Origin of the sequence: Azoarcus olearius, assembly GCF_001682385.1 — a bacterium.
GTDB classification, from domain to species: Bacteria; Pseudomonadota; Gammaproteobacteria; order Burkholderiales; family Rhodocyclaceae; genus Azoarcus; species Azoarcus olearius.
Window position 1 is genome coordinate 450,178 of record NZ_CP016210.1, and the last position, 25,526, is coordinate 475,703.

At 67.6% G+C, this 25,526-nt stretch carries 25 protein-coding genes; 6 read left to right on the forward strand and 19 right to left on the reverse strand.

Going from position 1 to position 25,526, the window contains the following annotated elements; all coding sequences use genetic code 11:
- Positions 1 to 22: 22 nt before the first annotated feature.
- From tolB to ybgC, 5 genes are read right to left on the reverse strand one after another with little or no spacing between them, the layout of a single operon-like run.
- Positions 23 to 1,306: a Tol-Pal system beta propeller repeat protein TolB gene (gene tolB / locus dqs_RS02110; protein WP_011764152.1), complete on the reverse strand. Its 1,284-nt coding sequence runs from the start codon at positions 1,304 to 1,306 to the stop codon at positions 23 to 25.
- A 46-nt stretch (positions 1,307 to 1,352) separates the two neighbouring features.
- Complete coding sequence (locus dqs_RS02115; protein ID WP_065339528.1) at positions 1,353 to 2,195, reverse strand: energy transducer TonB; 843 nt, start codon at positions 2,193 to 2,195, stop codon at positions 1,353 to 1,355.
- Positions 2,192 to 2,605 carry an ExbD/TolR family protein gene (locus tag dqs_RS02120; RefSeq protein WP_011764154.1) on the reverse strand — a complete coding sequence of 138 codons (414 nt, stop codon included), beginning with the start codon at positions 2,603 to 2,605 and terminating at the stop codon, positions 2,192 to 2,194. The genes dqs_RS02115 and dqs_RS02120 overlap by 4 nt, the downstream gene beginning before the upstream one ends.
- Positions 2,606 to 2,623: 18 nt before the next feature.
- Positions 2,624 to 3,298: a protein TolQ gene (gene tolQ / locus dqs_RS02125; RefSeq protein WP_011764155.1), complete on the reverse strand. Its 675-nt coding sequence runs from the start codon at positions 3,296 to 3,298 to the stop codon at positions 2,624 to 2,626.
- Positions 3,295 to 3,762, reverse strand: coding sequence for a tol-pal system-associated acyl-CoA thioesterase (ybgC, locus tag dqs_RS02130; RefSeq protein WP_065339529.1), 468 nt, complete (start codon positions 3,760 to 3,762; stop codon positions 3,295 to 3,297). The genes tolQ and ybgC overlap by 4 nt, the downstream gene beginning before the upstream one ends.
- A 201-nt stretch (positions 3,763 to 3,963) precedes the next feature.
- Between ybgC and dqs_RS02135 the strand changes: the two genes are divergently transcribed.
- The 4 genes from dqs_RS02135 to dqs_RS02150 all read left to right on the forward strand — a co-directional run bounded on the left by dqs_RS02135 (position 3,964) and on the right by dqs_RS02150 (position 8,041).
- On the forward strand, positions 3,964 to 5,133 hold the full coding sequence (locus tag dqs_RS02135) for an STAS domain-containing protein (RefSeq protein WP_041642225.1): 1,170 nt from the start codon (positions 3,964 to 3,966) through the stop codon (positions 5,131 to 5,133).
- Between the two features lie 31 nt (positions 5,134 to 5,164).
- Positions 5,165 to 5,701 carry an ATP-dependent protease subunit HslV gene (hslV, locus tag dqs_RS02140; RefSeq protein WP_011764158.1) on the forward strand — a complete coding sequence of 179 codons (537 nt, stop codon included), beginning with the start codon at positions 5,165 to 5,167 and terminating at the stop codon, positions 5,699 to 5,701.
- Positions 5,702 to 5,735: 34 nt separating this feature from the next.
- Positions 5,736 to 7,067 carry an ATP-dependent protease ATPase subunit HslU gene (hslU, locus tag dqs_RS02145; RefSeq protein WP_065339530.1) on the forward strand — a complete coding sequence of 444 codons (1,332 nt, stop codon included), beginning with the start codon at positions 5,736 to 5,738 and terminating at the stop codon, positions 7,065 to 7,067.
- A gap of 101 nt (positions 7,068 to 7,168) precedes the next feature.
- Complete coding sequence (locus tag dqs_RS02150) at positions 7,169 to 8,041, forward strand: AEC family transporter (RefSeq protein WP_011764160.1); 873 nt, start codon at positions 7,169 to 7,171, stop codon at positions 8,039 to 8,041.
- 3 nt (positions 8,042 to 8,044) lie between these two features.
- Here the strand turns inward: dqs_RS02150 and dqs_RS02155 are convergent, their stop codons facing one another.
- From dqs_RS02155 to dqs_RS02190, 8 genes are all read right to left on the reverse strand, one after another.
- Positions 8,045 to 9,988: a sensor domain-containing diguanylate cyclase gene (locus tag dqs_RS02155; RefSeq protein WP_065339531.1), complete on the reverse strand. Its 1,944-nt coding sequence runs from the start codon at positions 9,986 to 9,988 to the stop codon at positions 8,045 to 8,047.
- 252 nt (positions 9,989 to 10,240) lie between these two features.
- A complete protein-coding gene (locus tag dqs_RS02160) occupies positions 10,241 to 10,645 on the reverse strand; it encodes an RNA-binding S4 domain-containing protein (protein WP_065339532.1) in 405 nt (134 codons plus the stop codon).
- Between the two features lie 49 nt (positions 10,646 to 10,694).
- On the reverse strand, positions 10,695 to 11,975 hold the full coding sequence (cysN, locus tag dqs_RS02165; protein WP_011764163.1) for a sulfate adenylyltransferase subunit CysN: 1,281 nt from the start codon (positions 11,973 to 11,975) through the stop codon (positions 10,695 to 10,697).
- 413 nt (positions 11,976 to 12,388) lie between these two features.
- On the reverse strand, positions 12,389 to 13,303 hold the full coding sequence (gene cysD, locus dqs_RS02170; RefSeq protein WP_065339533.1) for a sulfate adenylyltransferase subunit CysD: 915 nt from the start codon (positions 13,301 to 13,303) through the stop codon (positions 12,389 to 12,391).
- Positions 13,304 to 13,430: 127 nt separating this feature from the next.
- Positions 13,431 to 14,201, reverse strand: coding sequence for a phosphoadenylyl-sulfate reductase (locus dqs_RS02175; protein WP_065339534.1), 771 nt, complete (start codon positions 14,199 to 14,201; stop codon positions 13,431 to 13,433).
- A complete protein-coding gene (locus dqs_RS02180) occupies positions 14,198 to 14,728 on the reverse strand; it encodes a DUF934 domain-containing protein (protein WP_011764166.1) in 531 nt (176 codons plus the stop codon). Before dqs_RS02180 ends, dqs_RS02175 begins: the two co-directional genes overlap by 4 nt.
- On the reverse strand, positions 14,721 to 16,403 hold the full coding sequence (locus tag dqs_RS02185; RefSeq protein WP_065339535.1) for a nitrite/sulfite reductase: 1,683 nt from the start codon (positions 16,401 to 16,403) through the stop codon (positions 14,721 to 14,723). The genes dqs_RS02180 and dqs_RS02185 overlap by 8 nt, the downstream gene beginning before the upstream one ends.
- 52 nt (positions 16,404 to 16,455) lie before the next feature.
- The gene (locus dqs_RS02190) at positions 16,456 to 17,235 is read right to left on the reverse strand and encodes a sulfite exporter TauE/SafE family protein (RefSeq protein ID WP_011764168.1); all 780 of its coding nucleotides are present in this window, start codon (positions 17,233 to 17,235) and stop codon (positions 16,456 to 16,458) included.
- A 105-nt stretch (positions 17,236 to 17,340) separates the two neighbouring features.
- On the opposite strand from dqs_RS02190, the gene cysB reads away from it, so the two are divergent.
- Entirely contained in the window at positions 17,341 to 18,282 is a 942-nt protein-coding gene (gene cysB / locus dqs_RS02195) for an HTH-type transcriptional regulator CysB (protein ID WP_011764169.1), read from the forward strand.
- 144 nt (positions 18,283 to 18,426) lie between these two features.
- Complete coding sequence (locus tag dqs_RS02200; protein WP_011764170.1) at positions 18,427 to 19,311, forward strand: PEP-CTERM sorting domain-containing protein; 885 nt, start codon at positions 18,427 to 18,429, stop codon at positions 19,309 to 19,311.
- 9 nt (positions 19,312 to 19,320) lie between these two features.
- On the opposite strand, the gene dqs_RS02205 is transcribed toward dqs_RS02200, so the two are convergent.
- The 6 genes from dqs_RS02205 to dqs_RS02230 form a co-directional block, all read right to left on the reverse strand.
- Positions 19,321 to 20,295, reverse strand: a complete 975-nt coding sequence (locus dqs_RS02205; protein ID WP_065339536.1) for an asparaginase — start codon at positions 20,293 to 20,295, stop codon at positions 19,321 to 19,323.
- Positions 20,296 to 20,323: 28 nt separating this feature from the next.
- Positions 20,324 to 21,724 carry an aspartate ammonia-lyase gene (gene aspA, locus dqs_RS02210; RefSeq protein ID WP_011764172.1) on the reverse strand — a complete coding sequence of 467 codons (1,401 nt, stop codon included), beginning with the start codon at positions 21,722 to 21,724 and terminating at the stop codon, positions 20,324 to 20,326.
- A 136-nt stretch (positions 21,725 to 21,860) separates the two neighbouring features.
- Positions 21,861 to 22,958, reverse strand: coding sequence for a type II asparaginase (locus dqs_RS02215; RefSeq protein WP_065339537.1), 1,098 nt, complete (start codon positions 22,956 to 22,958; stop codon positions 21,861 to 21,863).
- A gap of 125 nt (positions 22,959 to 23,083) precedes the next feature.
- A complete protein-coding gene (locus tag dqs_RS02220; protein WP_011764174.1) occupies positions 23,084 to 23,812 on the reverse strand; it encodes an amino acid ABC transporter ATP-binding protein in 729 nt (242 codons plus the stop codon).
- Between the two features lie 31 nt (positions 23,813 to 23,843).
- Positions 23,844 to 24,524, reverse strand: a complete 681-nt coding sequence (locus dqs_RS02225) for an amino acid ABC transporter permease (protein WP_011764175.1) — start codon at positions 24,522 to 24,524, stop codon at positions 23,844 to 23,846.
- 1 nt (position 24,525) lies between these two features.
- Positions 24,526 to 25,263 carry an amino acid ABC transporter permease gene (locus dqs_RS02230; protein ID WP_011764176.1) on the reverse strand — a complete coding sequence of 246 codons (738 nt, stop codon included), beginning with the start codon at positions 25,261 to 25,263 and terminating at the stop codon, positions 24,526 to 24,528.
- Between the last annotated feature and the right edge of the window lie 263 nt (positions 25,264 to 25,526).

Below are 25,526 nucleotides of genomic sequence, written 5' to 3' on the forward strand. Positions count from 1 at the left end.
GTTTTTTAGGGGGACAGCAGCGTTATTGCTTTTGCAAGGGGCCCCAGGCGGGTTCCCGTACATCGGCGGCCTGCACCGAAAGGCGTTGCTTGACCCGGCCATCGGACGACACCGCCGCAAGCACACCCCGGCCACCGGCATCGGTGGCGTAGAGGATCATGCGGCCGTTAGGTGCGAAGCTGGGCGATTCGTCACGCGCCGAATCGGTGAGGATCGTGGTTTGCCGGGTGGTGAGGTCCTGGACCGCCACCTGGAAGCGACCGTTGTTGCGGGTGATGAAGGCAAGCAGCCGGCCGTCCGCCGAGGGGCGGGCGGTCACGTTGTAGGTGCCGTCGAAAGTCACCCGCTGGGCGGCGCCGCCCGCGGTCGGAATGCGGTAGATCTGCGGGCTGCCGCCGCGATCGGAAGTGAAATAGATCCACTGGCCGTCGGGCGACCAGGCCGGCTCGGTGTCGATGCCGGAGGAGCTTGCCAGGCGGCGCACGCCGGAGCCGTCGGCATTGAGCACGTAGAGCTGCGACAGGCCGTCCTTGGTGAGCACCACCGAGAGCTGCTGGCCGTCGGGCGACCAGGCCGGCGCCGAGTTGGAACCCTTGAAGTTGGCCACCACCTGGCGCTGGCCGGTGGCGAGCGTGTGTACATAGATGATCGGCTTCTTGGCCTCGAACGAGACGTAGGCGAGGCGACCGCCGTCCGGCGACCACGCCGGCGAGATGATCGGCTCGCGCGAAACCAGCGCGGCCTGGGCATTCATGCCGTCGGCGTCGGCCACCTGCAGTTCGTAGCGTGGCCCGGTCTTGACCACGTAGGCGATGCGGGTGGCGAAGTAGCCGGGCAGGCCGGTGAGCTTTTCATAGACGAAATCGGCGATGCGGTGCGCGGTGATGCGGTTCTGGGCCGCCGTCATGCGCAGCGCGAGGGCGCCGAGTTCGGTCTGCTTCTGGGTGTCGAACAGGCGGAAGCGGATTTCGTAGCGGCCGTCGCCCTGCGGAAACACGCTGGCGGCCAGGGCCGCGTCGGCGCCGCGGCTGCGCAGGCTGCCGAGATCGGGAATCTGTCCTTCAGGCAGCGGGAGCGGCCCGATGTCGACCAGGCTGAACAGGCCGCTGCGTTCGAGGTCGGCGCGCACGATGTCCGACACGCTGCGCGGCAGGCTGGCCTCGTTCTCGAATACCGGAATGATGACCGGGAAGCGCGAAGCGCCCGCGCCGGTGATCTCGATCGACAGTTGCGCCTGCGCGGAGAAGGACAGCAAGGCCAGTGCGGCGGCGGCGAGGAGCAGACGGAGTTGGGCGAAAGTCTTCATTTCGTGACGTGGTGCACAAGCAGTGGATTATAGCCGTGTGACCGCATCATTCTTCCAGCGGCCGGAACTTCAGTTCCAGGGTTCGTTCGAAAAGTTCCCCTTTGTCGGGTAGCGGCAGCGGGCTCGAACGGCGGATGGCGCGCTCGATGGCCTCGTCCAGCGCGGGAATGCCGGACGAGCGCTTCAGCCGCACGTTCAGGACTTCGCCCGACGGCAACTGGTCGACCTCGAACACGGCCTCCGGGTTGCCGGACAGGCCGGGTGGGCGCAGCAGGTTGCCGCGCACCTTGGTGCGGATCGCGTTGATGTAGCCCTCGGTGGCCGCCTTGTTGCGGGCCGACGCAGCCCGCGCGGCGTCGGCGCGCATCATCTTGTCGAGCTCGGCCCTTTCGGTTTCGCGCTCGAGCAGCTTGTCCATGTAGTTGTCCTTGGGCGGCTCCACCGGCTTCTTCGGCTCGGGTTTCGGCGGTTCCGGCTTTTTCGGCTCTGGCTTGGGCGGCTCCGGCTTCTTCGGTTCCGGTTTCGGCGGCTCGGGCTTCTTCGGCTCGGGCTTGGGCGGTTCCGGCTTTTTCTCCGGCGCCTTGGTGGCGATCTCGGGCTTGGCCGCCGCCTTCGGCGGTTCGGGCTTGGGCTCGGGCTTCGGTTCCGGGCGCGGCGGCGGCGGCTTGGGCGGCTCCGGCTTGGGTTCGGGCTCGGGCCGGACGTCTACCGGCTCGGGCGCGCGGCTGGGTGGCGGCGCGGCCAGCTCGACCTCGAGCGAGGCCGGCGGCTCGCTCTGCCAGCGGATGCCGAAGAACAGGAACAGCGCCAGCCCGATGTGGACCGCAAAGGTCAGCGCGAGCGAAGCCCACTTGCCCGGATGTTCGTGGGGAAGTGCGCGTTCGTTCATCGACCGGCGGCGCCCGACTGGGTCTGCAGGCTGATCTTCTTCACCCCCAACTGGCGCGCGGCTTCGAGGATGTCGATGACGTCCTGGTAGGGCAGGCTCTTGTTGGCGGCCACCAGGAAGGGTTGCTCCGGGTTGGCGGCCAGCGCTTCCTTGACCACGCGCTGGAATTCAATGCTGGACACCGGGCGCGAGGCAGCATTGCTGGTCTTGCGGATCGCGATCGCGTTGCGCTTTTCCAGCTCGATCACGATGGCCTCGGCGGGCGGCGCCGAGATCGGTCCGGCGGACGGCACGTCGATGTTGCCCGGCTGCACCATCGGCGCGGTGACCATGAAGATGACGAGCAGGACCAGCATCACGTCGATGTAGGGCACGACGTTGATCTGGTTCATCAGGCGGCGTTGGCGCATGGCTGAGTCCCCGCCGCCTTAGCGCAGGTTGCGCTGCAGGATGTTGGAGAACTCTTCCATGAAGCTCTCGAAGCGGATGCCGATGCGGTCGATGTCGTGCGCGAAGCGGTTGTAGGCGACCACCGCGGGGATCGCCGCGAACAGGCCGATCGCGGTCGCCACCAGCGCTTCGGCAATGCCGGGGGCAACCTGGGTGAGGGTGGCGGTGCCGACATTCGACAGGCCGCGGAAGGCATTCATGATCCCCCACACGGTGCCGAACAGGCCGATGTAGGGCGATACCGAGCCGACCGATGCGAGGAAGGCGAGGTGGGCTTCGAGGTCGTCCACCTCGCGCTGGAAGGTGGCGCGCATGGCACGGCGGGCGCCGTCGATGGTGGCGCCGTGGTCGTGGCTCTTGGCCCGCAGCTTGTTGTATTCGCGGTAGCCGGATTCGAAGATGCGTTCCATGCCGCCGGTGTGGTGGCGCGCCGCGGAGGCGGACTGGAACAGCGCGTTGAGGTCGCCGCCGCTCCAGAAGTCGCGTTCGAATTCGGTGGTCTTGCTGCGCGCCGCGCGGATCTGAAACCACTTGCGGAAGATCCAGTACCAGGACATCACGGACAGGCCGGCCAGCATGGCCATGACGAGCTGGACGAGGACGCTGGCCTGGGTGATCAGGCTGATGATGGAAAGGTCGTGGGAGACAGTCATGCTGGTTGGGGCGGTTCGGGTTGGGGGGAAGGCAGGACGTGTTCGAATTGTTCGCGGATCTCGGCGGGCATCGCCACCGGGCGGTTGCGCACCAGGTCCACGCAGGCGATCACCACGCGGGCGTCGAACAGGCATACGCCGTTGCGCAGCACCTGCTGACGGAACGCAAGGCTTGCGCGGCCCAGGGTCTCAATGACGGACCTCAGCTCTAACGCATCATCGAGCAAGGCGGGTGACATGTATTCGGCGTGCACCGACTTGACCACGAAGACCAGGCCGCGCTCGGCGCGCAGGCGCTGTTGTTCGAAACCGAGCGCGCGCAGCCATTCGGTGCGGGCGCGTTCGCAGTAGCGCAGGTAGTTGGCGTAGTAGACGATGCCGGCGGCGTCGGTGTCCTCGTAATAGACGCGGAGCGGGAGGACGAAGGCGTCGCCTGCGGGCTCTGGGCGGGAGCGGGTTTGCATCGCAGCATTTTACCGGGGTCCGCGCCGATGCGTCAGGTCGGTCGGTCCGAAACGCGTCCGAAGGCAACGATTCCTTACACCCCGAAGTGGGCGCAAGCCCTTTGCTGGCGCCCCTTGGCGCATCATCGGCTGGCGGTGGAAGTGCTATCCTTGCCCATCCCCTTATTCAGTGCCCCTCTCTTTCGCGGGGCGAAAAACAGCGTGGCGCTTCCTTTCTTCGGCAAGAAAACTCCCCCGGCGACGCCGGACCGGGCTGCGCCCGGCGGCGGAGATGTGCCGAAGGCGCCGCAGCCGGCGCCGACGGAGCTTTCCAGTCTCGATTTCTCGCGGGGCGACGCCAACCGTGCGTTGGCGCAGTTCGCCGGCATGGTGGAAGTCCAGGAGGTCGAGACCGGCATCGGCGCGGTGTTCGAGGAAGCGGCGGTGCTGTATGCCAATGGCGCCGACGCCGAGGCGGAGAAGGTGCTGGTCGCGGTGCTCGACGAACCGGGCAGCGTCACCGGCGAAGGGCTGTGGATGATGCTGCTCGACCTCTACCGCCTTACCGGCCAGCGGCAGAAGTTCGAGTCGCGCGTGCTCGACTACGCCACCCGCTTCGAACGCTCTCCGCCGCCCTGGTACGACCTTTCCGCCGGCGAGCGCCGGCGAAGCGACAGCGTGCCGCTGGTGACGCTGTCCGGTGCCCTCAACGCGCAGTCGGCGGCCCAGTTCCAGCAGATCGGCATCATCGGCCGCAAGAGCGGCGCGGTGCGGATCGATCTTGCACGCGTGCGCGGGGCGGATGATGCCGGCTGCGCGTTGCTGCGCCAGGTGTTTGCCCAGCTGGCGGCGGATCGCGTCAAGGTGTCGCTGCTCAACGGCGGCGGCCTTGCCGATACGTTGTCGGCGCAGATCGAAGCGGGTCGCGCCGAGCAGCGCGACACCTGGCTGCTCGTGCTCGAACTGCTGCAGTACACCGCCGATTGCGAGCGCTTCGAGCAGCTCGCGATCGACTACGCGGTGACGTTCGAGGAGTCGCCGCCGTCGTGGGAGAAGAAGGCGTCCGCGGCGGCGGCCGCGCCGGTTGCCGAACCGAGCGCGCCGCTCGTCGGCGCCAAGGGTGAGTTCGTGCTCGATGGCGAGCTGGGCGGCGCCTCCAACGACATCCTGCGCAAACTCGCCGCGCATGCGGCGGAGCGCAAGTCGGTGGTGGTCGAATGCAGCCGGCTGCGCCGTATCGATTTCGTCTGCGCCGGCACGCTGTTCAACATCATCGCCACGCTGCAGGCCCAGGGCAGGGTGGTCGAGCTTCGCGGCGTCAATGCGATGGTCGGCGCGCTGCTGCGCGTCATGAGCGTGGATCAGGTCGCGCAGGTTACCCTGCGCGCATAAGGCTGCGGCCTCTTCCTTGCGGGAATCGGACATGGAACAGTATCACGGCACCACCATCCTCTCGGTGCGCCGCGGCAACAGCGTCGCGCTCGGTGGCGACGGGCAGGTCACGCTCGGCAACATCGTCGTCAAGGCGTCGGCGCGCAAGGTGCGCACGCTCTACCAGGGCCAGATCCTGGCCGGCTTCGCGGGCGGTACGGCCGATGCCTTCACGCTGTTCGAACGCTTCGAGGCCAAGCTCGACAAGCACCAGGGCAACCTGCTGCGCAGCGCGGTGGAACTCGCCAAGGACTGGCGCACCGACCGCATGCTGCGCCGGCTCGAAGCCATGCTGGCGGTGGCCGACCGCGAGCATTCGCTGATTATCACCGGCAATGGCGACGTGCTGGAGCCCGAGCAGGGCATCGTCGCCATCGGTAGCGGCGGGGCCTATGCCCAGTCGGCCGCGCGGGCATTGATCGAAAACACCGAGCTGTCGCCGCGCGACGTGATCGCCAAGTCGCTCGCCATCGCCGGCGACCTCTGCATCTACACCAACCAGTGCCACACGATCGAAGTGCTGGACTGAGCGCGCCGTCGTAACCCGTTTCGAGCGAACCGCCATGACCCAGATGACCCCGCCGGAGATCGTCTCCGAACTCGACAAGCACATCGTCGGCCAGGCCCGCGCCAAGAAGGCCGTGGCGATCGCGCTGCGCAACCGCTGGCGCCGTGCGCGCATCGACGAGCCGCTGCGCAGCGAGATCACGCCCAAGAACATCCTGATGATCGGCCCCACCGGGGTCGGCAAGACCGAGATTGCCCGCCGCCTGGCACGGCTCGCCAACGCGCCCTTCATCAAGGTCGAGGCCACCAAGTTCACCGAAGTGGGTTACGTCGGGCGCGACGTGGACACCATCATCCGCGACCTCGTCGAAATCGCGATCAAGGATGGCCGCGAGCGGGCGATGCGTGTGGTGCGCGACCGTGCCCTCGACGCTGCCGAGGACCGCGTGCTCGATGCGCTGCTGCCGCCGGCCCGCCCGGTCGGGTTCTCCGAACCGGCCCAGCCGCAGGATTCCGCCACGCGGCAGAAATTCCGCAAGAAGCTGCGCGAAGGCGAGCTGGACGACAAGGAAGTGGAGATCGAGGTCGCAAGTGCGCCGATGCAGGCCGAAATCTTCGCCCCGCCCGGCATGGAAGAGCTGACGCAGCAGATTCAGGGCATGTTCCAGAACCTGGGCAACAGCCGAAAGAAACTGCGCAAGCTGCCGATCCGCGAGGCACTCAAGCTGCTGGCCGATGAGGAAGCGGCGCGCCTGATCAACGACGAGGAAGTGAAGACCGAAGCGTTGCGGGCGGTGGAGCAGAACGGCATCGTCTTTCTCGACGAGGTCGACAAGATCGCCGCCCGGGCCGACGCCCACGGGGCCGACGTGTCGCGCCAGGGCGTGCAGCGCGACCTGCTGCCGCTGGTGGAAGGCACCACGATCTCGACCAAGTACGGCATGATCAAGACCGATCACATCCTGTTCATCGCCAGTGGCGCCTTCCATCTCTCCAAGCCGAGCGACCTGATCCCGGAGCTGCAGGGGCGCTTCCCGATCCGCGTGGAGCTGGAGTCGCTGTCGGTGGAAGACTTCGAGCGCATCCTGACCAGCACCGATGCCTGCCTGACGCGCCAGTACGAGGCCCTGCTGGCCACCGACGGCGTGACCCTGAGCTTCACGCCCGAGGGCATCCGGCGGCTGGCCGAGATTGCTTACCAGGTCAACGAGAAGACCGAGAACATCGGCGCGCGCCGGCTCTACACGGTGATGGAGAAACTGCTCGAAGAGGTCTCCTTCGAGGCCGGCAAGGTCGGCGTCGACAAGCTCACGGTCGATGCGGCCTACGTGGACACCCGTCTCGAAGTCCTCGCGCAGCGCGAGGATCTCGCGCGCTACGTGCTCTGAGTTTCGCCCGCCTTTCCGGCCCTTCTTCCCGTGCCCGCCCCGGCCCGTAGCGGCGCGATCCGTTGCGGGGCCGGGGTGCGGCCGCCATTCATGATGTCTTCATGCTGACCCGTATCGTCGCGATCCTGTTTCCGCTGTTCGCCATCACCGCGGCGGGCTTCTTCATCGGCCGCCGCCTGAAGCCCGATCTATCGCACGCGAACCGGCTCAACATGGACGTGTTCGTGCCGGCGCTGGTGTTCGCGGCACTCGCCAACCGCGAGTTCCGTATTGGTGAATACCTGCCGTTGCTGGGGCTCACGCTCGCGCTGGTGGCGGGCTCCGGCCTTGTCGGCTGGGTGGCTGCGCGGGCGCTGAAGGTCGAACCGCGCACCCTGGTGCCGCCGCTGATGTTCAACAACTGCGGCAACCTCGGCCTGCCGCTGGCGGTGCTTGCCTTCGGCGACGCGGCGTTGATGCCGGCGGTGGTGATGTTCATGGTGTCCAACCTGCTGCACTTTTCGTTCGGCGCCTGGCTGCTGGATCACCGTGCGCGGCTGGTCAACCTGTGGCGGGTGCCCTCGGTGGCCGCCACCTTCGCCGGTCTTGCGGTCGGCATCGCCGGCATCGAGGTGTGGCCGCCGCTGATGACCGCGATCAAGATGGTGGGCGATATCTCGATTCCGTTGATGCTGTTTGCGCTCGGCGTGCGGCTGACCGATGCGCGGCTGACCTCGGTCGGCCTCGGCGTCTTCGTCGCGCTGTTGCGGCCGCTCAGCGGCATGGCGCTGGTGTGGGTGCTGCTGCAACTGGTGCCGCTGCCGCCACGCGAAGCGGCGCTGTTGCTGGTGTTTGGCGCGCTGCCGCCGGCGGTGCTGAACTACATCTTCGCCGAACGCTACCGCCAGGAGCCCGAGAAAGTGGCGTCCATGGTGCTCATCGGCAACCTCGCCGCGGTGCTGTTCCTGCCGCTGGCACTGGCGCTGGCGCTGTAGTTCTCAATATGTGCTGCGCGGCGTCGCCCCGGCGCTGCGGCCGCTCGCCACCGTCGTCAGTCCGCGCCCGGTGCGCTTGCTGCGGTACATCGCGGTGTCGGCCGCGCCGAGCAGGTCGGCGAAGTTGTCGCCGTGATCGGGGTGCAGCGCGATGCCGACGCTGGCGGTGACCAGCCAGTTGTGGCCGGCCGCCGTGAGCGGCACGGTCAGCGCGTGCGAGATGCGTACCGCCGCGGTGCGGACTTCGGCTTCGCCCGCCGGCTCGCCGAGCAGGATCACGAACTCGTCGCCGCCCAGCCGGGCGACGGTGTCGCTGTCGCGCACGACATGGCGCAGGCGGGTGGCGAGCTGGGCGAGCACTTCATCTCCCACGGCATGACCGGCGCTGTCGTTGATTTCCTTGAAGCCGTCGAGGTCGAGCACCATCACCGCCGCGTGGCCGTTGTGACGGCGTGCGGCGGCGAGGGTGAGTTCGGCGCGCGCTTCGAGCAGGCGGCGATTGGGCAGTCCGGTCAGCGGGTCGTAGAACGCCAGCCGTGCCACCTCCGCCTCGACCTCCTTGCGCGCATCGATGTTGGAGATCTGCGCGAACAGACAGCCGAGGTAGGGGTGGTCGAGGTGGTTGCCGAGCCGCATCGAGATCCAGCGCGGCGGACCACCGCTGTCGTCCGGGACGCGGCACTCGATCACCACCGGTTCGCGGCGTTCGATGCACTGGCGCACGGCGCGCTCGACATCGAGCGCGTCTTCTTCGGCCACCTTGCGCCACAGCGGCTCACCTTCCCATTCCCGCGGCGGAAGTCCGGTGATGCGTTGCGCGGCGTTGTCGGCTTCGCGCACCCGGCCGCCGGCGTCGAGTTCGAGGATGCAGTCCGAACCCAGTCGCACCAGGGCCTGATGGCGGACCACCCGGCGCGCATGCTGCATGGCCAGGTGGCTGACCAGGCCCGCGAGCAGCGCACCCGCGGCCAGCAGCCCGAACAGCACCGTATCCGCCAGCGGGCGCGCCGCCGGTTCGGTGGGCTGGAAACGCAACTGCCAGCGCCGGCCGCCGAAACTCTCCTCGCGCGTGACGGTGCGTGGGTCGCTGTCGACGCCGGGCGGCGTGTTGTCTGCGTACAGCGGTGTCGCAGTGTCGATGGCCGCCTCGGTTGCGCCAAGGTCGGTGATCCGAAGATGGAACTGCTTGCGCAGGCTCGGCGAGATCGCCGCGTTGACCATCTCGTTGACCAGGAAGGAGGCCGCGACCGTGTCGCGGGTGTCGGCGGCGCTGGCGGTGGTGTCGGCGACATTGCGCAAGGGCGCCAGGATCAGGATCGCGAGCACGCCCGGCGCCTGCTGCAGCTGGATCGGCGGCGTGGCGGCGAAGCCGTGCTGCAGCGCGTGCTCCACAGTGACCCGGCGCACCTCGCTGGTGCCGAGGTCGTAGCCCAGCGAACGCTGGTTGCCGCTCGGCGGCTGGATCATCTCGACCACGTGGTAGCGCTCGCGAATGCCGTCCGGGTAGATGTCGAAGCGGTTGTAGATCGGGTCGTGGGCGCTGTATTCGCGCCGGATGCGTTGCACGTAGGCGGCCCGGTCGCGCTCCTCCACCGCACGGTTGAAGGCGAAGGCGCGCAAGCCGGGCAGGCTCTGCGGGGCCGACAGGGCGCGCACGTAGCGGGCGAATTCGTCCGGGTCGAAACGCTCCGAGGCGAGCCAGGTGGCGCGCAGGGCGAGGAGGGCGTTGCGGTAGTGCGCGGTCTGCTGCATCAGCGACAGCGTGGCCTGGTCCGCGATGCGGGCGAATTCGGCAGTGGCCTGGCGCTGCTCGAAGGCGCGGTACTGGCGCCACGCGGCCCATTCGATACTGACCACCAGCACGACGACGGCGATCGTTACGAGGAAACCACGCGCGGCGGGGCTGGCGTCGCGGCCGATCAGGGGCTGGCGCGGCGGAAAACTCATTCTTGTTCGCTCCCTTTGCCGGCGCCGCGGCCGGCGCTTCGCTTGGTGACCGCCGTGCGCGCCGATGGCGCGGCGGACCTTCTTCCGCAATGACCGTCCGCCGTCGCACGCGGCGCACACCCGTCCCGTGCCATGCCGGTCACGCGGGTTCGGGCTGGCCCCGGGTCATGACGGGGCGATAGGTTCTGCGGTGGACCTTAGCAGAGCCGGACGCGTCCGGGTGTCCGTGTGGCCGGTCGGCAACGCCGCCGGTCAGAAGTCGGTGAAGCGGCGGATCTGGCGGCGGTCACGCTTGGTGGGGCGGCCGTGCAGGTCGGCGCCCGGGGTGGCGGCGAGCTTGCGCTGTTCGCGGCCGGCCTGGCGGCGTTCGACGCTGTCCGGGGTTTCTTCGTACAGCGTCTGGGCCACACTGGCCGGGCCGCGCTTGTCGGCGATCGCGCGCACCACCACGGTGAACTGCTCCTCGCCGATGGTGATGTCGAGGCGGTCGCCGACCTTCACGTCGCGCGCGGGCTTCACCGCGCTGCCATTGAGCTTGACCTTGCCGCCGTCGACCGCGTCGGTGGCGCCGGTGCGGTGCTTGAAGAAGCGCGCCGCCCACAGCCACTTGTCGATGCGGGTGCGGGCGTCGTCGCTGCCGGAGGGGGAGGTGGTCACGATGCGGGAACTGCCGCGCCCGGCCTTGACGCCGGGCGCAGCGGGATCGTCAGCCGATCATGCCGGCGCCGACGGTGTTGTTGGTGCTTTCGTCGATGATGATGAAAGCGCCGGTGGCACGGTTGTCGGCGTAGGCGTCGGCCACGATGGGCTGGGCCAGCTTCAGCGTGAGACGGGCGATGTCGTTCATCGCCAGGCTGGTGGCCGGCTCCTGCTCCAGCGTGTTCACATCGAGGCGGTAGTCGATCTTGGCGACCTTGGCCTTGGCCTCGCGGGTGGTGTGGCGCACGAGGTAGGTGCGGGCGGTGGACATCGGCGTCTCCGACAGCCAGCAGACGGTGGCGTCGATCTGCTTGACCGCTTCCGGCGCTTCGGCCGACTTGACGATCATGTCGCCGCGCGAGATGTCGATCTCGTCTTCCAGCAGCAGGGTCACCGACTGCTCGTGGATCGCGCGCTGCAGCTTCTCGCCGCCGAGTTCGATCGCCTTGACCTTGCTGGTGGCGCCGGAAGGCAGCACCGTGATGGCGTCGCCGACCGCGACTTCGCCCGACTCCACCCGGCCCATGAAGCCGCGGTAGTCGTGCAGTTCGGGGTTGGCGGAATCTTGCGGGCGGCACACGAACTGCACCGGGAAGCGGAAGTTCTCGGCGGTTTCGGTGTGGGCGGCGGGCGCGGCTTCGAGGATTTCGAGCAGCGTCGGGCCGTCGTACCAGCCGAGGCGGTCGCCGCGGTCGACGATCATGTCGCCGGCCAGCGCCGAGATCGGGATGAAGCGCACGTCCTTGATGCCGAGCTTGTCGGCGAAGGCGAGGTAGTCGGCGCGGATTTGCTCGAACACCTTCTGGTCGTAATCGACCAGGTCCATCTTGTTCACCGCCACCAGCAGGTGCGGAATGCCGACCAGGCTGGCGAGGTAGGAGTGGCGGCGGGTCTGGGTGAGCACGCCGCGACGCGCGTCGACCAGGATGATGGCCAGGTTGGCGGTGGAGGCCGCGGTGACCATGTTGCGGGTGTACTGCTCGTGGCCCGGCGCGTCGGCGATGATGTATTTGCGGGTGCCGGTGGAGAAGTAGCGGTAGGCGACGTCGATGGTGATGCCCTGCTCGCGCTCGGCCTGCAGGCCGTCGGTGAGCAGCGAGAGGTCGACCGCGCTCATGCCGCGCTTGGCCGAGGTCTTCTCGATGGCGTTCATGGTGTCGGCGAGGATGGCCTTGGTGTCGAACAGCAGGCGGCCGATCAGCGTGCTCTTGCCGTCATCCACGCTGCCGCAGGTGAGGAAGCGCAGCAGGCCGTTGTCGATTTCGGGCAGTTGTTCAGGGGCGGACATGTTCATCGTTCCTTCGATTTCTTTCGAGAATTCGGTGCTGCTTTGCTAATCGGTTGCTTCGTTCGCTTGGCGTTTTGATCCGCCGGCGCCACCGGGGTATTTCTTCTGCAGGCTGTGGAACTCACCCTGCGGGCTCGGCAGTCCTCGCCCGCGCCAGAAATACCCCGATGTCCCCGGCTACCGTTGGTGCTGCTCGAAGGCAGGAAAAACCGTGAAGCTTCCCTGGGTGCTGCCTTTCGCTGTTACGGCCTTTGATCAACCCTCAGCGGGATGAGCGGGGTGTTTGTGGAGGGGGGCGAGGACTGTCTGAGCCCGAAGGGCGAGTTCCGCAGCCCCCCGGAACAAATACCCCGCGCAACGCCCAATCCGAATCCCCGGTTTTCAACCCACAAACAACCGACCCACCCAAAAAATCAGAAATACCCTTCCTTCTTCCGCTGCTCCATCGACGCCTCGGAGGTCTGGTCGTCCATCCGCGTCGCTCCGCGTTCGGTGATCGTGGTGGTCGCCGTCTCGGCCAGGATCTTGGCCACGGTATCCGCGTCGGATTCCACCGGCGCTGTGCAGGTGATGTCGCCGACCGTGCGGAAGCGCACCAGCACGTCCTCGATGACGTCGCCCGGCTTGGCCGGGGTCAGCTCGGTCACCGGCTGCAGCAGGCCGTTCTTGCGCACCACCGGCCGTACGTGGGCGAAGTAGATCGACGGCAGTTCGAGCTTCTCGCGCTCGATGTACTGCCACACGTCCAGCTCGGTCCAGTTCGAAATCGGGAAGGCGCGGATGTTCTCGCCCTTGTGCGAGCGCGCGTTGTACAGGTTCCACAGCTCGGGGCGCTGGTTCTTCGGGTCCCACTGGCCGAATTCGTCGCGGAAACTCATGATCCGCTCCTTCGCCCGCGCCTTTTCCTCGTCGCGACGGGCACCGCCGATACACGCGTCGAAGCCGAACTCTTCAATGGCCTCCAGCAGCGTCACCGACTGGTGCTTGTTGCGCGACTCATCCGGCGACTTCAGCACCACGGTGCCACGGGCCATCGAATCCTCCACCGAACGCACGATCAGGCGCTCGCCCAGCTCGGCGGCGCGGCGGTCGCGGAACTCGATCACTTCCGGATAGTTGTGGCCGGTATCCACATGCAGCAGCGGGAAGGGGAAGCGGCCGGGGCGGAAAGCCTTCTCCGCCAGCCGCAGCAGACACAGCGAATCCTTGCCGCCGGAGAACAGCAGCGCCGGATTGGAACACTGGCCCGCGACCTCGCGCAGGATGTGGATGGCCTCGGCTTCGAGCCAGTCCAGGTGGGAAAGCGTCTGTTTGGTCAGCGTCGACATCTTCAGGTTACCGTTTCGAGTGTGTTTCAGTGGGCACGCAAGCCCCGCAACGCGGCGCGCAGCCCGGCCTGCAGCGCGTGCAGGCGGTGCAGGAACGAGGGCGCTACGCGTTTCGCGGTCTTCATGCTCAAGTCTTCTTGACGTGCAGACCGCATTCCTTGGAAGCGGGATCTTCCCACCACCAGCGGCCGGCGCGGATGTCCTCGCCCAGCGCGATCGCGCGCGTACAGGGTGCGCAGCCGATGCTCGGATAGAACTGGTCGTGCAGCGCGTTGTAGGGCACCTCGTTGATCCGGATATACGCCCATACCTCGGCCTCCGTCCAGTCGGACAGCGGGTTGAACTTCTCCAGCCCGTTGCCGGTGTCGAACTCGCGCAGCGCAAGGCCCGTGCGCGTCACCGACTGCGCGGCGCGCAGCCCGGTCACCCACGCCTTCTTGCCGGCCAGCGCGCGGCGCAACGGCTCCATCTTGCGGATGCCGCAACAGGCCTTGCGCAGCTCCACCGAATCGTAGAACGCATTGATGCCCTCGCTGCGGACGAACTGCTCGACCGCGGTCGCGTCCGGGAAGAACACCTTCAGCTTCGTGCCGTAACGCTGCTCGACTGCGCCCATCAGCGTATAGGTTTCGGCCGGCAGGCGGCCGGTGTCGAGCGAGAAGATCTCGATCGGCAGCTTGCCGCCCAGGATCAGGTCGGTCAGCACCATGTCCTCGGCGCCGAAGCTGTTGGCGAAGGTGATCTCGCCATTGGCACCGAGTTCGGCCACCGCGGCGGCCAGCAACTCGCGCGCGGCCGCGGCCTTGGCGCTGACGCTGGCGCGCAGCGCCTCGGTCAGCTCGGGGCGGGTGGCCGGATTCGTGGCTGCCGGACGCAGCATCGACACCGCGCCGCTCACGCCGCCACTCCGCGTTGGGCACGTGCCCACAGCGGGCGCGGCTCGTCCACCGCGCCCTGGTAGGGCACGCTGAAGTCGCCGAGGCTGGCGAGCGCCGCTTCCAGCTGCGCATCGGTGTAGCGGCCGGCGTTGGGCTGCAGGGTGTCGAAGCCGCAGCGCACGTAAGCCTGGAACTGGTCGCGCAGCACGTCGCCGATCGCGCGCAGCTCGCCGCTGTAGCCGTAGCGGGTGCGCAGCAGCGCGGCGGTGGAATAGCCGCGGCCGTCGGTGAAGGCGGGGAAGTTGACCGCCACCGCGGCCAGCTTGGGCAAATCGGCGGCGATCAGCTCGGCGCCCTCGGCGGCCTCCAGCCACACGCCGACGTCGCCGCGCGCGGCGAGTTCTTCGGCGCGCGCCTGCCACACGGCCAGCGGCACCAGCACCGGGCCGGCGGGAATCGCCACGGTTTCGGCGGTTTCGCCTTCGGCAAGGCGGACGATCTGGCGGGCGTCGTCCTCGACGCGGCGGTTGCGGATCACTTTAGGCATGGGCCACCTTCTTTTCGGTCTGGCGATTGCCATAGACATGGGCCTTGAACGGTTCGATGCCGATGCGGCGCACGGTATCGACGAAGCGTTCGTCCTCATGGCGGTTGGCGATATAGGTTTCGATCAGGTGGGTGACGACGTCCGGCATCTCGGCAGCGGCAAAGGACGGGCCGATCACCTTGCCGATCGCGGCCTTGTTGCCCTGGTCCCCGCCGATGGTCACCTGGTACCACTCCTCGCCGTTCTTATCGACGCCGAGCACGCCGATGTGGCCGACGTGGTGGTGGCCGCAGGCGTTCATGCAGCCGGAGATGTTGAGTTCGATCTCGCCGATGTCGTACAGGTAGTCGAGGTTGTCGAAACGCTCCTGGATCGCATTGGCGATCGGGATCGACTTGGCGTTGGCAAGCGCGCAGTAGTCGCCGCCCGGGCACGAGATGATGTCGGTCAGCAGGCCGATGTTGGGCGTCGCCAGGCCGGCGTCGCGCAGCGACTGCCACACCTTGAACAGGTCGGACTGGCGCACGTCGGCCAGCACCAGGTTCTGCTGGTGGGTGGCGCGCACCCCGCCGTAGCTGTAGGCGTCGGCGAGGTCGGCGACCAGCTCCATCTGCGATTCGGTGATGTCGCCCGGGGGCACGCCGGTCTTCTTCAGCGAAATGGTGACGCTGGCGTAGCCCGGCACCTTGTGGGCGCGCACATTGCGCTTCACCCAGGCGGCGAAGGGCTTGTTCTCTTCGAGCAGGCTGGCGTAGCCGGCGTCGGTGGCCGGCAGGCTTTCGTAGGCCGGATCGACGAAGTGGGCGGCGACGCGCGCGACTTCGGCTTCGGTCAGCGTCGACGGACCGTTCTTGTGGAAAGCCCATTCGGCCTCGACCTGGCGGCGGAATTCCTCGATGCCGAGCGCCTTCACCAGGATCTTGATGCGCGCCTTGTACTTGTTGTCGCGGCGGCCGTGCAGGTTGTACACCCGCAGGATGGATTCACAGTAGGTGACGATGTGCTGCCACGGCACGAAGGCGGCGATTTCCTCGCCGATGATCGGAGTGCGGCCGAGGCCGCCGCCGACCAGCACGCGGAAGCCGATCTCACCGGCGTCGTTCTTCACCACGTCCAGGCCGATGTCGTGGGCCTGGATCACCGCGCGGTCTTCCTTGGCGCCATTGACCGCGAACTTGAACTTGCGCGGCAGGTGGGCGAATTCCGGGTGGAAGCTGCTCCACTGGCGCAGGATCTCGCACCAGGGGCGCGGGTCGATCAGCTCGTCGGCGGCCACGCCGGCGAAGGCGTCCGACGTGATGTTGCGGATGCAGTTGCCCGAGGTCTGGATCGCGTGCATCTGCACGGTAGCGAGCTGGGCGAGGATTTCCGGCACCTTGGCCAGCTCCGGCCAGTTGAACTGGATGTTCTGGCGGGTGGTGAAGTGGCCGTAGCCGCGGTCGTAGCGGCGGGCGATGTCGGCCAGCGTGCGCAGCTGGGCGCTGGAGAACAGGCCGTAGGGCACGGCGATGCGCAGCATCGGCGCGTGGCGCTGCACGTAAAGGCCGTTCTGCAGGCGCAGCGGGCGGAACTCGTCCTCGGACAGCTCGCCGGCGAGGTAGCGGCGGGTCTGGTCGCGGAACTGCGCCACCCGTTCATCCACCAGGCGCTGGTCGTAATCGTCGTATCGGTACATCGCGTCTCTCTCGTTGAGTTCGGGTGCGGACGGCAATGCCGCCCGCGGATGTTCAGTGGCCGATCAGCTTGGCGCCCACCAGCACCAGCATGGTGGCGAGGATGGGGCGCAGCACCCGGTCCGGCACCTTGGTCGAAATATGGCTGCCGAGCCAGATCCCGGGCAGGGAGCCGACGATCAGGCTGCCGAGCAGGAACCAGTCGACGCTGCCCAGGATCCAGTGGCCGATGCCGGCCACCAGCGTCAGCGGCACCGCGTGGGCGATGTCCGAACCGACGATGCGCAGCGCGGGCATCTTGGGGTACAGGAAGAACAGCGCGGTGACGCCGAGCGCGCCGGCGCCCACCGACGAGATCGACACCAGCACGCCAAGCACCGCGCCGACGACGACGGTGAGCCACGCGGTGCGCTGCGGATTCGGTTCGTCGCCGAAACGCGACGCCGCGTACGCCTGGATCTGCTTGCGGAAGATCAGCGCGACGGCAGTGAGCAGCAGCGCCACGCCCAGCGCGACCTTGATCAGCCCGGTGGCACCGGCCATGCCGCCGGGGGCGAAGGTGCCCACCAGCACCAGGGTCAGCGCCGCGGCCGGGATGCTACCGCTCGCGAGCCGGCGCGTCACGGTCCAATCCACCGTGCCCTTGAGGCCGTGGGCCACGGTGCCGCCCGCCTTGGTGATCGCCGCGTAAAGCAGGTCGGTACCCACCGCCACCGAGGGGTGGATGCCGAACAGCAGCACCAGCAGCGGCGTCATCAGCGAGCCGCCGCCAACGCCGGTGAGACCGACGATGGCGCCGACGGCGAATCCGGCGACGGTATAGGCAAAGTCCATGGACAGGCTTCCTTGATGTTGCGGCGCATCGTAGACCGACCTGTTTAGTTCAAAAAGAGCCTATGCGTTAGACTTTAAGAAGAATTGGTTATTAAGGTTTGTGAGATGAACCTGCAGCAACTGAGATACATCCAGGAAGTGGCCCGCCGCGGACTCAATGTCTCCGACGCCGCCGACGCGCTGTATACGTCCCAGCCGGGGGTGTCCAAGCAGATCCGCCTGCTCGAGGCGGAACTTGGCATCGAGATCTTCGCCCGCCACGGCAAGCGCCTGGTGGCGGTCACCGAGCCGGGCCGCGCGGTGCTCGCGATCGCCGAACGCATGCTGCGCGACATGGACAACCTGCTGCAGGTGGGCGACGAGTTCTCCAACGAAGCGGCCGGCGGACTCTCGATCGCCACCACCCACACCCAGGCGCGTTACGCGCTGCCGCCGGTGGTGCGCGAATTCATGCGGCGTTACCCGCAGGTCAAGCTGTCGCTGCACCAGGGCAGCCCGCACCAGGTGTGCGAGATGGTGCTGGACGGCTCGGCGGACATCGCGATCGCCACCGAGGCAATTGCCGAATACGACGAGCTGGTGATGCTGCCCTGCCACCAGTGGAACCGCTGCGTGGTCGCGTCGCCGCGCCATCCCATCCTGCGCGAGCAGCCGCTGACGCTGGAGGCGATCGCGCGCTATCCGCTGATCACCTACGACGACGCCTTCACCGGCCGCAGCCAGATCAACAAGGCCTTTCTCGGCCGCGGCCTGAAGCCCAACGTGGTGCTCACCGCGCTCGACTCCGACGTGATCAAGACCTATGTGGCGATGGACCTTGGTATCGGCATCCTCGCCCGCATGGCCTACGACCCGGAGGAAGACCGCAAGCTCGGCATGATCGACGCCGCCCACCTGTTCGAATCGAGCACCACCCGTATCGGCCTGCGCCGCCGGGCGTGGCTGCGCGGTTATGTGTACGCCTTCGTCGAACTGTTTGCGCCGCACCTGACCCGCCGCATGGTGGAGACCGCGCTGGCGGGCGGCGGCAGCGATCCGGGACTCTAGGTCTTCGGACAGATGTCGGAAAATTTCACAGTACTAGTCCGAAAAGGCTAAGCCATTTGACATAGGTGTAGATTTTTCAAAGCATTACCGGAGCGGGCTTCTTTCTTGCGATAGAGCGTGCACGACTGTCTTCGGAGAGTTGTCATGGAAATCCGCAAAGTTGTGCTCGGTTGTGCAACCGCCTGCTGCGCGATCGCCAGCCCGTCCGTCTCCGCCGCGCTGCTGCCGCTTCCCGACACGGTCATCGACGGCGTCGTCGTGTCCATCCAGTACGGCGACTTCTACTCCTACTCCACGCGCGTACTCGACTACCTCCAGCCCGACGCCGGCTGGGACAAGTCGGCCGGCACCGGCACGCTGGACGTGATCATCACCACGCGCTCGGCCGGACAGAGCAACTCCAACGGCGGGTTGGCGCCGTACAACATCCCCGACCCCATCACCAACGTTAACGAGAACCCCACCAGCGGCAGCTGGGGCATGGGGGGCACCAGCGCCACCACCATGCTGGTGTCGGACCTCTATCGTTACCTGCAGGACACCTTCGACGCCACGATTCCGGTATTCACCTTCGACCAGAATGAAACCGGCGGCAACCCCAGCCTGTTCGCCATGGCCAAGGTGGAGATCTTCGACAAGGATGGCAACCTGCTCGAAGACTGGATCCTCGGCGACGGCGTCAATCCGGTGGAGGCCCCGGGCACGGTGTGCGTGGATCCGGACTCGCTGCCGCTGAAGTGCTTCAGCAACAACGTCGGCTCGGGCGCGTTCGACTACATCCTGTTCGCGCCGACCATGGACCTGACCAACTACAACGCCGAAGGCAACATCTTCAAGGTGAGCTGGACCTTCTCGTCGGTGGATGACGGCGGCGAGGAGGCCACGCTGACCGGCCGCTTCACCGGCTCGATCTGCGTCGAGAACCCGAGCGCTCCGCAGTGCCAGGTCATCCCCGAACCGGGTGCGCTGGCGCTGATCGGCGGCGGTCTGCTGGCGCTGTTCGCGCTGCGCCGGCGCTGGGGGGCCTGAAGCGGCGCGTCAGTGCGGGGCGGCGAGGGTGCAGAAGCGCTGCGGGCGGTCGCAGGCCAGCGCCAGCATCAGCGCCACCCGCGCCTTCGATGGCGGCAGGTCGCCCGCGCTGAGCAACGACGCGGGCAGGCGGGTGTCGTGGCCCACCGGCCCGGCGGGTACCCGGCTGGCGCGCACCAGCACCATGCCGGCGTGGAGCGCCGCGTCGATCGCCGGCTTCCAGGCCTCGGGCACGCTGCCGTTGCCGGGAAAGGCGAGCACCGCGCCCGCCGCCCCGCTGCCGCGCACGGCGTCGAGCAGCGCGGGCGATGCCCCGGCGGCAATGTAAAGCACCTCGACCGCGGGCAGCGCAGCGCTGGCCAGCGCCGCCGCGCAACTGCCGCCATCGCGATTCACCAGCAGGCCGGGCCGCGCCGGGTCGCTGCGTCCCACCGCGGCGCCTTCGCCCGCGCCAAACGCATCCAGGCCGTGGGTGCGCTGCTTCTGCACGTCGCGCGCGGCATAGACCCGGTCGTTGATCGCCACCAGCGTGCCGAGGCCGTGGAAGGCGGGCGCCGCCGCAACCCGTACCGCAGCGAGCAGGTTCATCGGCCCGTCGGCCGACAGCGCGGTCGCCGGCCGCATCGCCGCGGTAAACACCACCGGCTTGGCGGTGGCCACCGTCAGATGCACGAAGAACGCCGATTCCTCCAGCGTGTCGGTGCCGTGCGTGATCACCACACCGTCGATCGCCGGGTCGTCGGCCAGCACCTGCACCCGTTGCGCCAGCGCCAGCCAGTGCGCCGGCGCCATGTCCTTGCTGTCCAGGTTGAACAGGGTCTCGGCCCGCAGCGCGGCGATCTCGCCCAGCCCGGGGACGGCCGCGAGCAAGGCCTCGGCGCCGAGCACGCCGGCGGTATAGCCCGTGACCGCCCCCGGGGTGTCGGCGGTACCTGCGATGGTGCCGCCGGTGGCGACGAGGGCGATGACGGGCTGGCGTGGCAAGAGGTCGGGCTCCGGGTGAGGTGGCGGCTTATTCGGCGCGCGGCGCGGTCAGCACTTCCGGCCGCAGCGTGCGTTCCAGGCTCTCCTTGTCCATCAGCCCGCGCTCCAGCACCAGTTCGGCCACGCTGCGCCCGGTCTTCAGCGCCTCGCGCGCAGCCCAGGTGGCGTTTTCGTAACCGATGTGCGGATTGAGCGCGGTGGCCAGCCCGGCCGAGGTGCGCACCCGCTCCGCGAGCAGCTCGCGGTTGGCGGTGATGCCGCGCACGCAGTTGTCGGTGAGCGTGCGGCAGCCGGCTTCCAGGTGCTCGATGCTCTTGAACAGGGAGTGGCCGATGATGGGCTCGAAGGCATTGAGTTGCAACTGGCCGCCCTCGGACGCCAGCGTGATCGTGACGTCGTTGCCGATCACCTCGAACGCGATCTGGTTCACCACCTCCGGAATGATCGGATTCACCTTGCCCGGCATGATGGACGACCCCGCCGCGCGCTCGGGCAGGTTGATCTCGTTGAAGCCGGCCTGCGGGCCGGAGGAGAGCAGGCGCAGGTCGTTGCACACCTTGGAGAGCTTGCAGGCGATGCGCTTCAGCACGCCGGAGAGCTGCACGAAGGCGCCGGTGTCCTGCGTCGCCTCGATCAGGTTCTCGGCCGGCACCAGCTTCACCCCGGACAGTTCGGCGAGGTGTTCGGTCGCCATCTTGGCGTAGCGGATGTCGGTGTTGATGCCGGTGCCGATCGCGGTGGCGCCGAGGTTGATCTCCTGGATCAGGCAGATCGCCTCGCGCAGGCGGGCGACATCCTCCTTCATCATCACCGCGTAGGTGGAGAACTCCTGGCCCAGCGTCATCGGCACCGCGTCCTGCAACTGGGTGCGGCCGATCTTGAGGATGTCCTTGAATTCCTCCGCCTTGGCGAGATAGGCCAGGCGCAGGGTCTCCATCGCGTCGAGCAGGCCCTGGATCGCGAACACCACCGCCAGCTTCAGCGCCGTCGGATAGACGTCGTTGGTGCTCTGGCTCATGTTCACATGGTTGATCGGGTGCAGCTCCTTGTAGTGGCCCTTGGGCCAGCCGAGCTTTTCGAGCGCGAGGTTGGCGATCACCTCGTTGGCGTTCATGTTGGTCGAAGTGCCGGCGCCGCCCTGGATCACGTCGACGACGAACTGGTTGTGCAGCCGGCCCTCGGCGATCTCGCGGCAGGCTTCGTCGATCGCGTGGAAGCGGCCCTCGTCGAGCTGGCCGAGCTGGTGATTGGTGCGTGCCGCCGCCTGCTTCACCAGCGCCAGCGCCTTCACCAGTTCCGGATAGGCGCCGATCGACTTGCCGGTGATCGGGTAGTTTTCCAGCGCGCGCAGGCTGTGGATGCCCCAATACACGTCGGCCGGGATTTCGCGTTCGCCGAGCAGATCGTGCTCGATGCGGGTGGTTTGCATGGTGTCTCCTCGTGGTGTGCGGCGTCGGATGCGCCGCTCGTCGGGTTCGACCGCGCGCGGCGCAGAGGGTGCGGCGCGTCCGCGCGCAGCGGTGTGACGGCTGCCACGGCGCCGCTCGGCGCCGGGCGGCGCGTGCTCAGTATTCCCAGAAGATGCGCTGCAGCTCGCGGCTGTCGCTGGTGGTGGTCAGCGCCACCGCGGCGAGGATGCGGGCCTTCTGCGGGTTGAGGTCGTGCGCGGCGACCCAGTCGTACTTGTCGTCGGGCTGTTCGGCATTGCGCAGCACGAAGCCGCCGCCATCCACCCGCGACGAGCGCACGATGTGGACGCCCTGCGCGCGCAGCGCCTGCAGCCCCGGCACCACCCGGTTCGACACCGAGCCGTTGCCGGTGCCGGCATGGATGATGGCCTTGGCGCCCGCGGCGGCGAAGGCCTTGTAGGCGGTGTCGCTTACGTTGCCGTAGCCGTAGGCGATCTCGACCGGCGCCAGCGACTGGATGCGGGCGATGTCGAATTCGGAATTCAGCGTGTGGCGCTTGGCCGGCAGGCGGAACCAGTAGGGCTTGCCTTCCACCACCATGCCCAGCGGCCCCCACGGACTGCGGAACGCGTCCGGGCGGATGTTCACCGCCTTGCTGACGTCGCGGCCGCTGTGGATCTCGTCGTTCATGGTCACCAGCACGCCCTTGCCGCGCGCGTCGGCGCTCGCCGCCACCGCCACCGCGTCGTAGAGGTTGAGCGCGCCGTCGGCCGACAGCGCGGTGCCCGGCCGCATCGAACCGACCACCACCACCGGCTTGTCGCTGCGGATCACCAGGTTGAGGAAGAACGCCGTCTCCTCCAGCGTATCGGTGCCGTGGGTGATCACGATGCCGTCCACATCCGCGCTGGCGCTCAGCTCCGCGACCCGGCGGCCGAGCTGCAGCAGGTGCTCGTTGGTGAAGCTCTCGGAGGCGATCTGGAACACCTGCTCGCCGCGCACTTCGGCAAGGTTCTTCAGCTCCGGGATGCCGGCGACGAGTTTCTCGACCGGCACCTTGGCGGCCTGGTAGGTGGCGCTGGAGGCCGCGTCGGCGCCGGCGCCGGCAATCGTGCCGCCGGTGGCGAGGATCACCACCTTGGCGAGGCGTGCCGGCGCTGCGGCTTCACGCGCGTGGGCGGCGGGCGGCAGCAGCAAGGCCGCCGCGGCGAGGGCAGGGAGGAGCAGGTGGCGGAGTTGGGAGGAGAGGGGCATTTGGGTCTCCGGGGGTATTGGCGCGATGTGGTGGGGGTAGTCCCTCCCCCTTGAAGGGGAGGGAGCAAGTCAGGCCACGGCTCTGGCGGCCGCACGGGGCGATACCGCGCCCCGACTGCCCCGGCTCAGTGCTGCAGAATCTTCGCCAGAAAGCTCTGCGCCCGCTCCGAACGCGGCTGGCCGAAGAACTCGTCCTTGGCGGCGTCCTCGACGATGGCGCCGCGGTCCATGAAGATCACCCGGTGGGCCACCTTGCGCGCGAAGCCCATCTCGTGGGTCACGCACATCATCGTCATGCCCTCGCGCGCGAGTTCGACCATGACGTCGAGCACCTCGTTGATCATCTCGGGGTCCAGCGCCGAGGTCGGCTCGTCGAACAGCATGCAGATCGGGTCCATCGCGAGCGCGCGGGCGATCGCCACGCGCTGCTGCTGGCCGCCCGAGAGCTGGCCGGGGAACTTGTGCGCGTGGGCCTTGAGGCCGACGCGGTCGAGCAGCTTGAGGCCCTTTTCCACCGCTTCGTCGCGCTTGCGGCCGAGCACCTTGATCTGCGCGATCGCGAGGTTGTCGGTGATCGTCATGTGGGGGAACAGCTCGAAGTGCTGGAACACCATGCCCACGTGCGAGCGCAGCTTGGGCAGGTTGGTCTTGGGATCTTCCACCGCGATGCCATTGACCTTGATGCTGCCCTGCTGGAAGGGTTCGAGCGCGTTGACGCACTTGATCAGCGTCGATTTGCCCGAGCCGGAGGGGCCGCACACCACCACCACCTCGCCCTTCTTGACCCCCGTGGTGCAGTCGGTCAGCACCTGGAAGTCGCCATACCACTTGGAAACGTTGTTGATCTCGATCATGTCGGGATGCTCCGGGAATACGGGGGGAGGGTCAGCGGATGATGGCGATGCGGGTCTGCAGCCGCTTCACCAGCCGCGAGAGGCTGAAGCAGAGGACGAAATAGACCGCCGCCACCGTGGTGTACATCTCCACCGGGCGCAGGTCGCGCTGGGTGATCTTGTCGGCCGCGCCGAAGAAGTCGGTGGCGCCGATCGCATACACCAGCGACACGTCCTGGAACAGCACGATGGTTTGCGTCAGCAGCACCGGCAGCATGTTGCGGAAGGCCTGCGGCAGCACCACCAGCCGCATCGTCTGGCCGTAGGTGAAGCCGAGCGCGTAGCCGGCGCCGATCTGGCCGCGCGGGATGGACTGGATGCCGGAGCGCATGATCTCGGCGAAGTAGGCGGCCTCGAACACCGTGAAGGTGAAGTAGGCCGAGTTCTCCGCCCCGATCGGCATCGGCTTGCCGGTGAACATCTGCAGCACCATCGGGATGATCAGGTAGAAGGCCAGGATCACCTGCACCAGCGGCACGCTGCGGAAGAAGTTGATGTAGCCCACCGCGAACCACTGCAGCGGCTTCACCGACGACAGCCGCATCAGCGCCAGCAGCGTGCCGAGGAAGATGCCGCCGATGGTGGCGACCAGGGTGACCTGCACCGTGTAGCGCAGGCCCTCGGCCAGGAAGCGCCAGTTGTCGGCGATGACGCCGAATTCGAAATCACCCATCTCAGTGTCCTCCGCTGCCGCCGGTGATGAGGCCAGGCACCCGCGTGCGCTTCTCGATGAAGCCCAGCAGGCGGTTCATCGCGAACGCCAGCACGAAGTAGGTGAGCGTGACCACGATGGTGATTTCCAGCACTTGCGAGGTCTTCTCGATGATCTGCTTGTACTGGAAGTAAAGCTCGAGGATGCCCACCGCGTAGGTCACCGCCGAGTTCTTGAAGATGTTCATCGCCTCCGAGGTCAGCGCCGGCAGCACGATGCGGTAGGCCATCGGCAGGCGCACGTAGCGGTAGGTCTGCCACTCGGTAAAGCCCAGCGCCAGCCCGGCGAAGCGCTGGCCGCGTGCCAGTGCGTTGATGCCGGACTTCACCTGCTCGGCGATCCGCGCCGCGGTGTAGAGGCCCAGCCCGATCACCGCGGTGACGAAGTAGGGCAGGTCCTGCTTCATCCACAGCCCGATGGATTCCGGCACCAGCTCGGGCACCACGAAGAACCACATGAAGAGCTGCACGATCAGCGGCACGTTGCGGAAGATGTCGACATAGGTGTCGCCGATCGCCACCAGCAGCTTGCTGGGCGTGGTGCGCATCACGCCCAGCACCGAGCCCACCAGCAGCGCGATCGCCAGCGCGGACAGCGAGACCGCGGTGGTCCAGCCCATGCCGGAGATCACCCAGTCGATGTATTTGAGACCGTCATCGGTCTCCTGAAAGAAAAAGGCCCAATCCCAGTGGTAGTTCATGGGAAATCCCCGTGTTGGTGTTTTGTGTGGTCGTCCGGCTGGCCGTCAGGCGCACGATGGAGCGCGAAAAGGAAGGTGTCGTGCCCCCTCCCCTTCAAGGGGGTGAGGACGGGGTTTCGGCGAGCACTGCTCGCCGCCGGCCGAACGACGGTGCCAGCCGGCACCGGCTCCTGGGCTGGGGTGGGGATGGGGTGAAGCGCCGCGCTGAGCCCAACCCCATCCCCCTCCTAGCCTCCCCCTTGAAGGGGCAGGAACAGGAACTG

Excerpts from the sequence above, each read along its gene's own strand:
- tolB (WP_011764152.1), bottom strand. The coding sequence starts at position 1,306 with ATGAAGACTTTCGCCCAACTCCGTCTGCTCCTCGCCGCCGCCGCACTG.
- dqs_RS02115 (WP_065339528.1), bottom strand. The coding sequence starts at position 2,195 with ATGAACGAACGCGCACTTCCCCACGAACATCCGGGCAAGTGGGCTTCG.
- dqs_RS02120 (WP_011764154.1), bottom strand. The coding sequence starts at position 2,605 with ATGCGCCAACGCCGCCTGATGAACCAGATCAACGTCGTGCCCTACATC.
- tolQ (WP_011764155.1), bottom strand. The coding sequence starts at position 3,298 with ATGACTGTCTCCCACGACCTTTCCATCATCAGCCTGATCACCCAGGCC.
- ybgC (WP_065339529.1), bottom strand. The coding sequence starts at position 3,762 with ATGCAAACCCGCTCCCGCCCAGAGCCCGCAGGCGACGCCTTCGTCCTC.
- hslV (WP_011764158.1), top strand. The coding sequence starts at position 5,165 with ATGGAACAGTATCACGGCACCACCATCCTCTCGGTGCGCCGCGGCAAC.
- hslU (WP_065339530.1), top strand. The coding sequence starts at position 5,736 with ATGACCCAGATGACCCCGCCGGAGATCGTCTCCGAACTCGACAAGCAC.
- dqs_RS02150 (WP_011764160.1), top strand. The coding sequence starts at position 7,169 with ATGCTGACCCGTATCGTCGCGATCCTGTTTCCGCTGTTCGCCATCACC.
- dqs_RS02155 (WP_065339531.1), bottom strand. The coding sequence starts at position 9,988 with ATGAGTTTTCCGCCGCGCCAGCCCCTGATCGGCCGCGACGCCAGCCCC.
- cysN (WP_011764163.1), bottom strand. The coding sequence starts at position 11,975 with ATGTCCGCCCCTGAACAACTGCCCGAAATCGACAACGGCCTGCTGCGC.
- cysD (WP_065339533.1), bottom strand. The coding sequence starts at position 13,303 with ATGTCGACGCTGACCAAACAGACGCTTTCCCACCTGGACTGGCTCGAA.
- dqs_RS02180 (WP_011764166.1), bottom strand. The coding sequence starts at position 14,728 with ATGCCTAAAGTGATCCGCAACCGCCGCGTCGAGGACGACGCCCGCCAG.
- dqs_RS02185 (WP_065339535.1), bottom strand. The coding sequence starts at position 16,403 with ATGTACCGATACGACGATTACGACCAGCGCCTGGTGGATGAACGGGTG.
- dqs_RS02190 (WP_011764168.1), bottom strand. The coding sequence starts at position 17,235 with ATGGACTTTGCCTATACCGTCGCCGGATTCGCCGTCGGCGCCATCGTC.
- cysB (WP_011764169.1), top strand. The coding sequence starts at position 17,341 with ATGAACCTGCAGCAACTGAGATACATCCAGGAAGTGGCCCGCCGCGGA.
- dqs_RS02200 (WP_011764170.1), top strand. The coding sequence starts at position 18,427 with ATGGAAATCCGCAAAGTTGTGCTCGGTTGTGCAACCGCCTGCTGCGCG.
- aspA (WP_011764172.1), bottom strand. The coding sequence starts at position 21,724 with ATGCAAACCACCCGCATCGAGCACGATCTGCTCGGCGAACGCGAAATC.
- dqs_RS02215 (WP_065339537.1), bottom strand. The coding sequence starts at position 22,958 with ATGCCCCTCTCCTCCCAACTCCGCCACCTGCTCCTCCCTGCCCTCGCC.
- dqs_RS02220 (WP_011764174.1), bottom strand. The coding sequence starts at position 23,812 with ATGATCGAGATCAACAACGTTTCCAAGTGGTATGGCGACTTCCAGGTG.
- dqs_RS02225 (WP_011764175.1), bottom strand. The coding sequence starts at position 24,524 with ATGGGTGATTTCGAATTCGGCGTCATCGCCGACAACTGGCGCTTCCTG.
- dqs_RS02230 (WP_011764176.1), bottom strand. The coding sequence starts at position 25,263 with ATGAACTACCACTGGGATTGGGCCTTTTTCTTTCAGGAGACCGATGAC.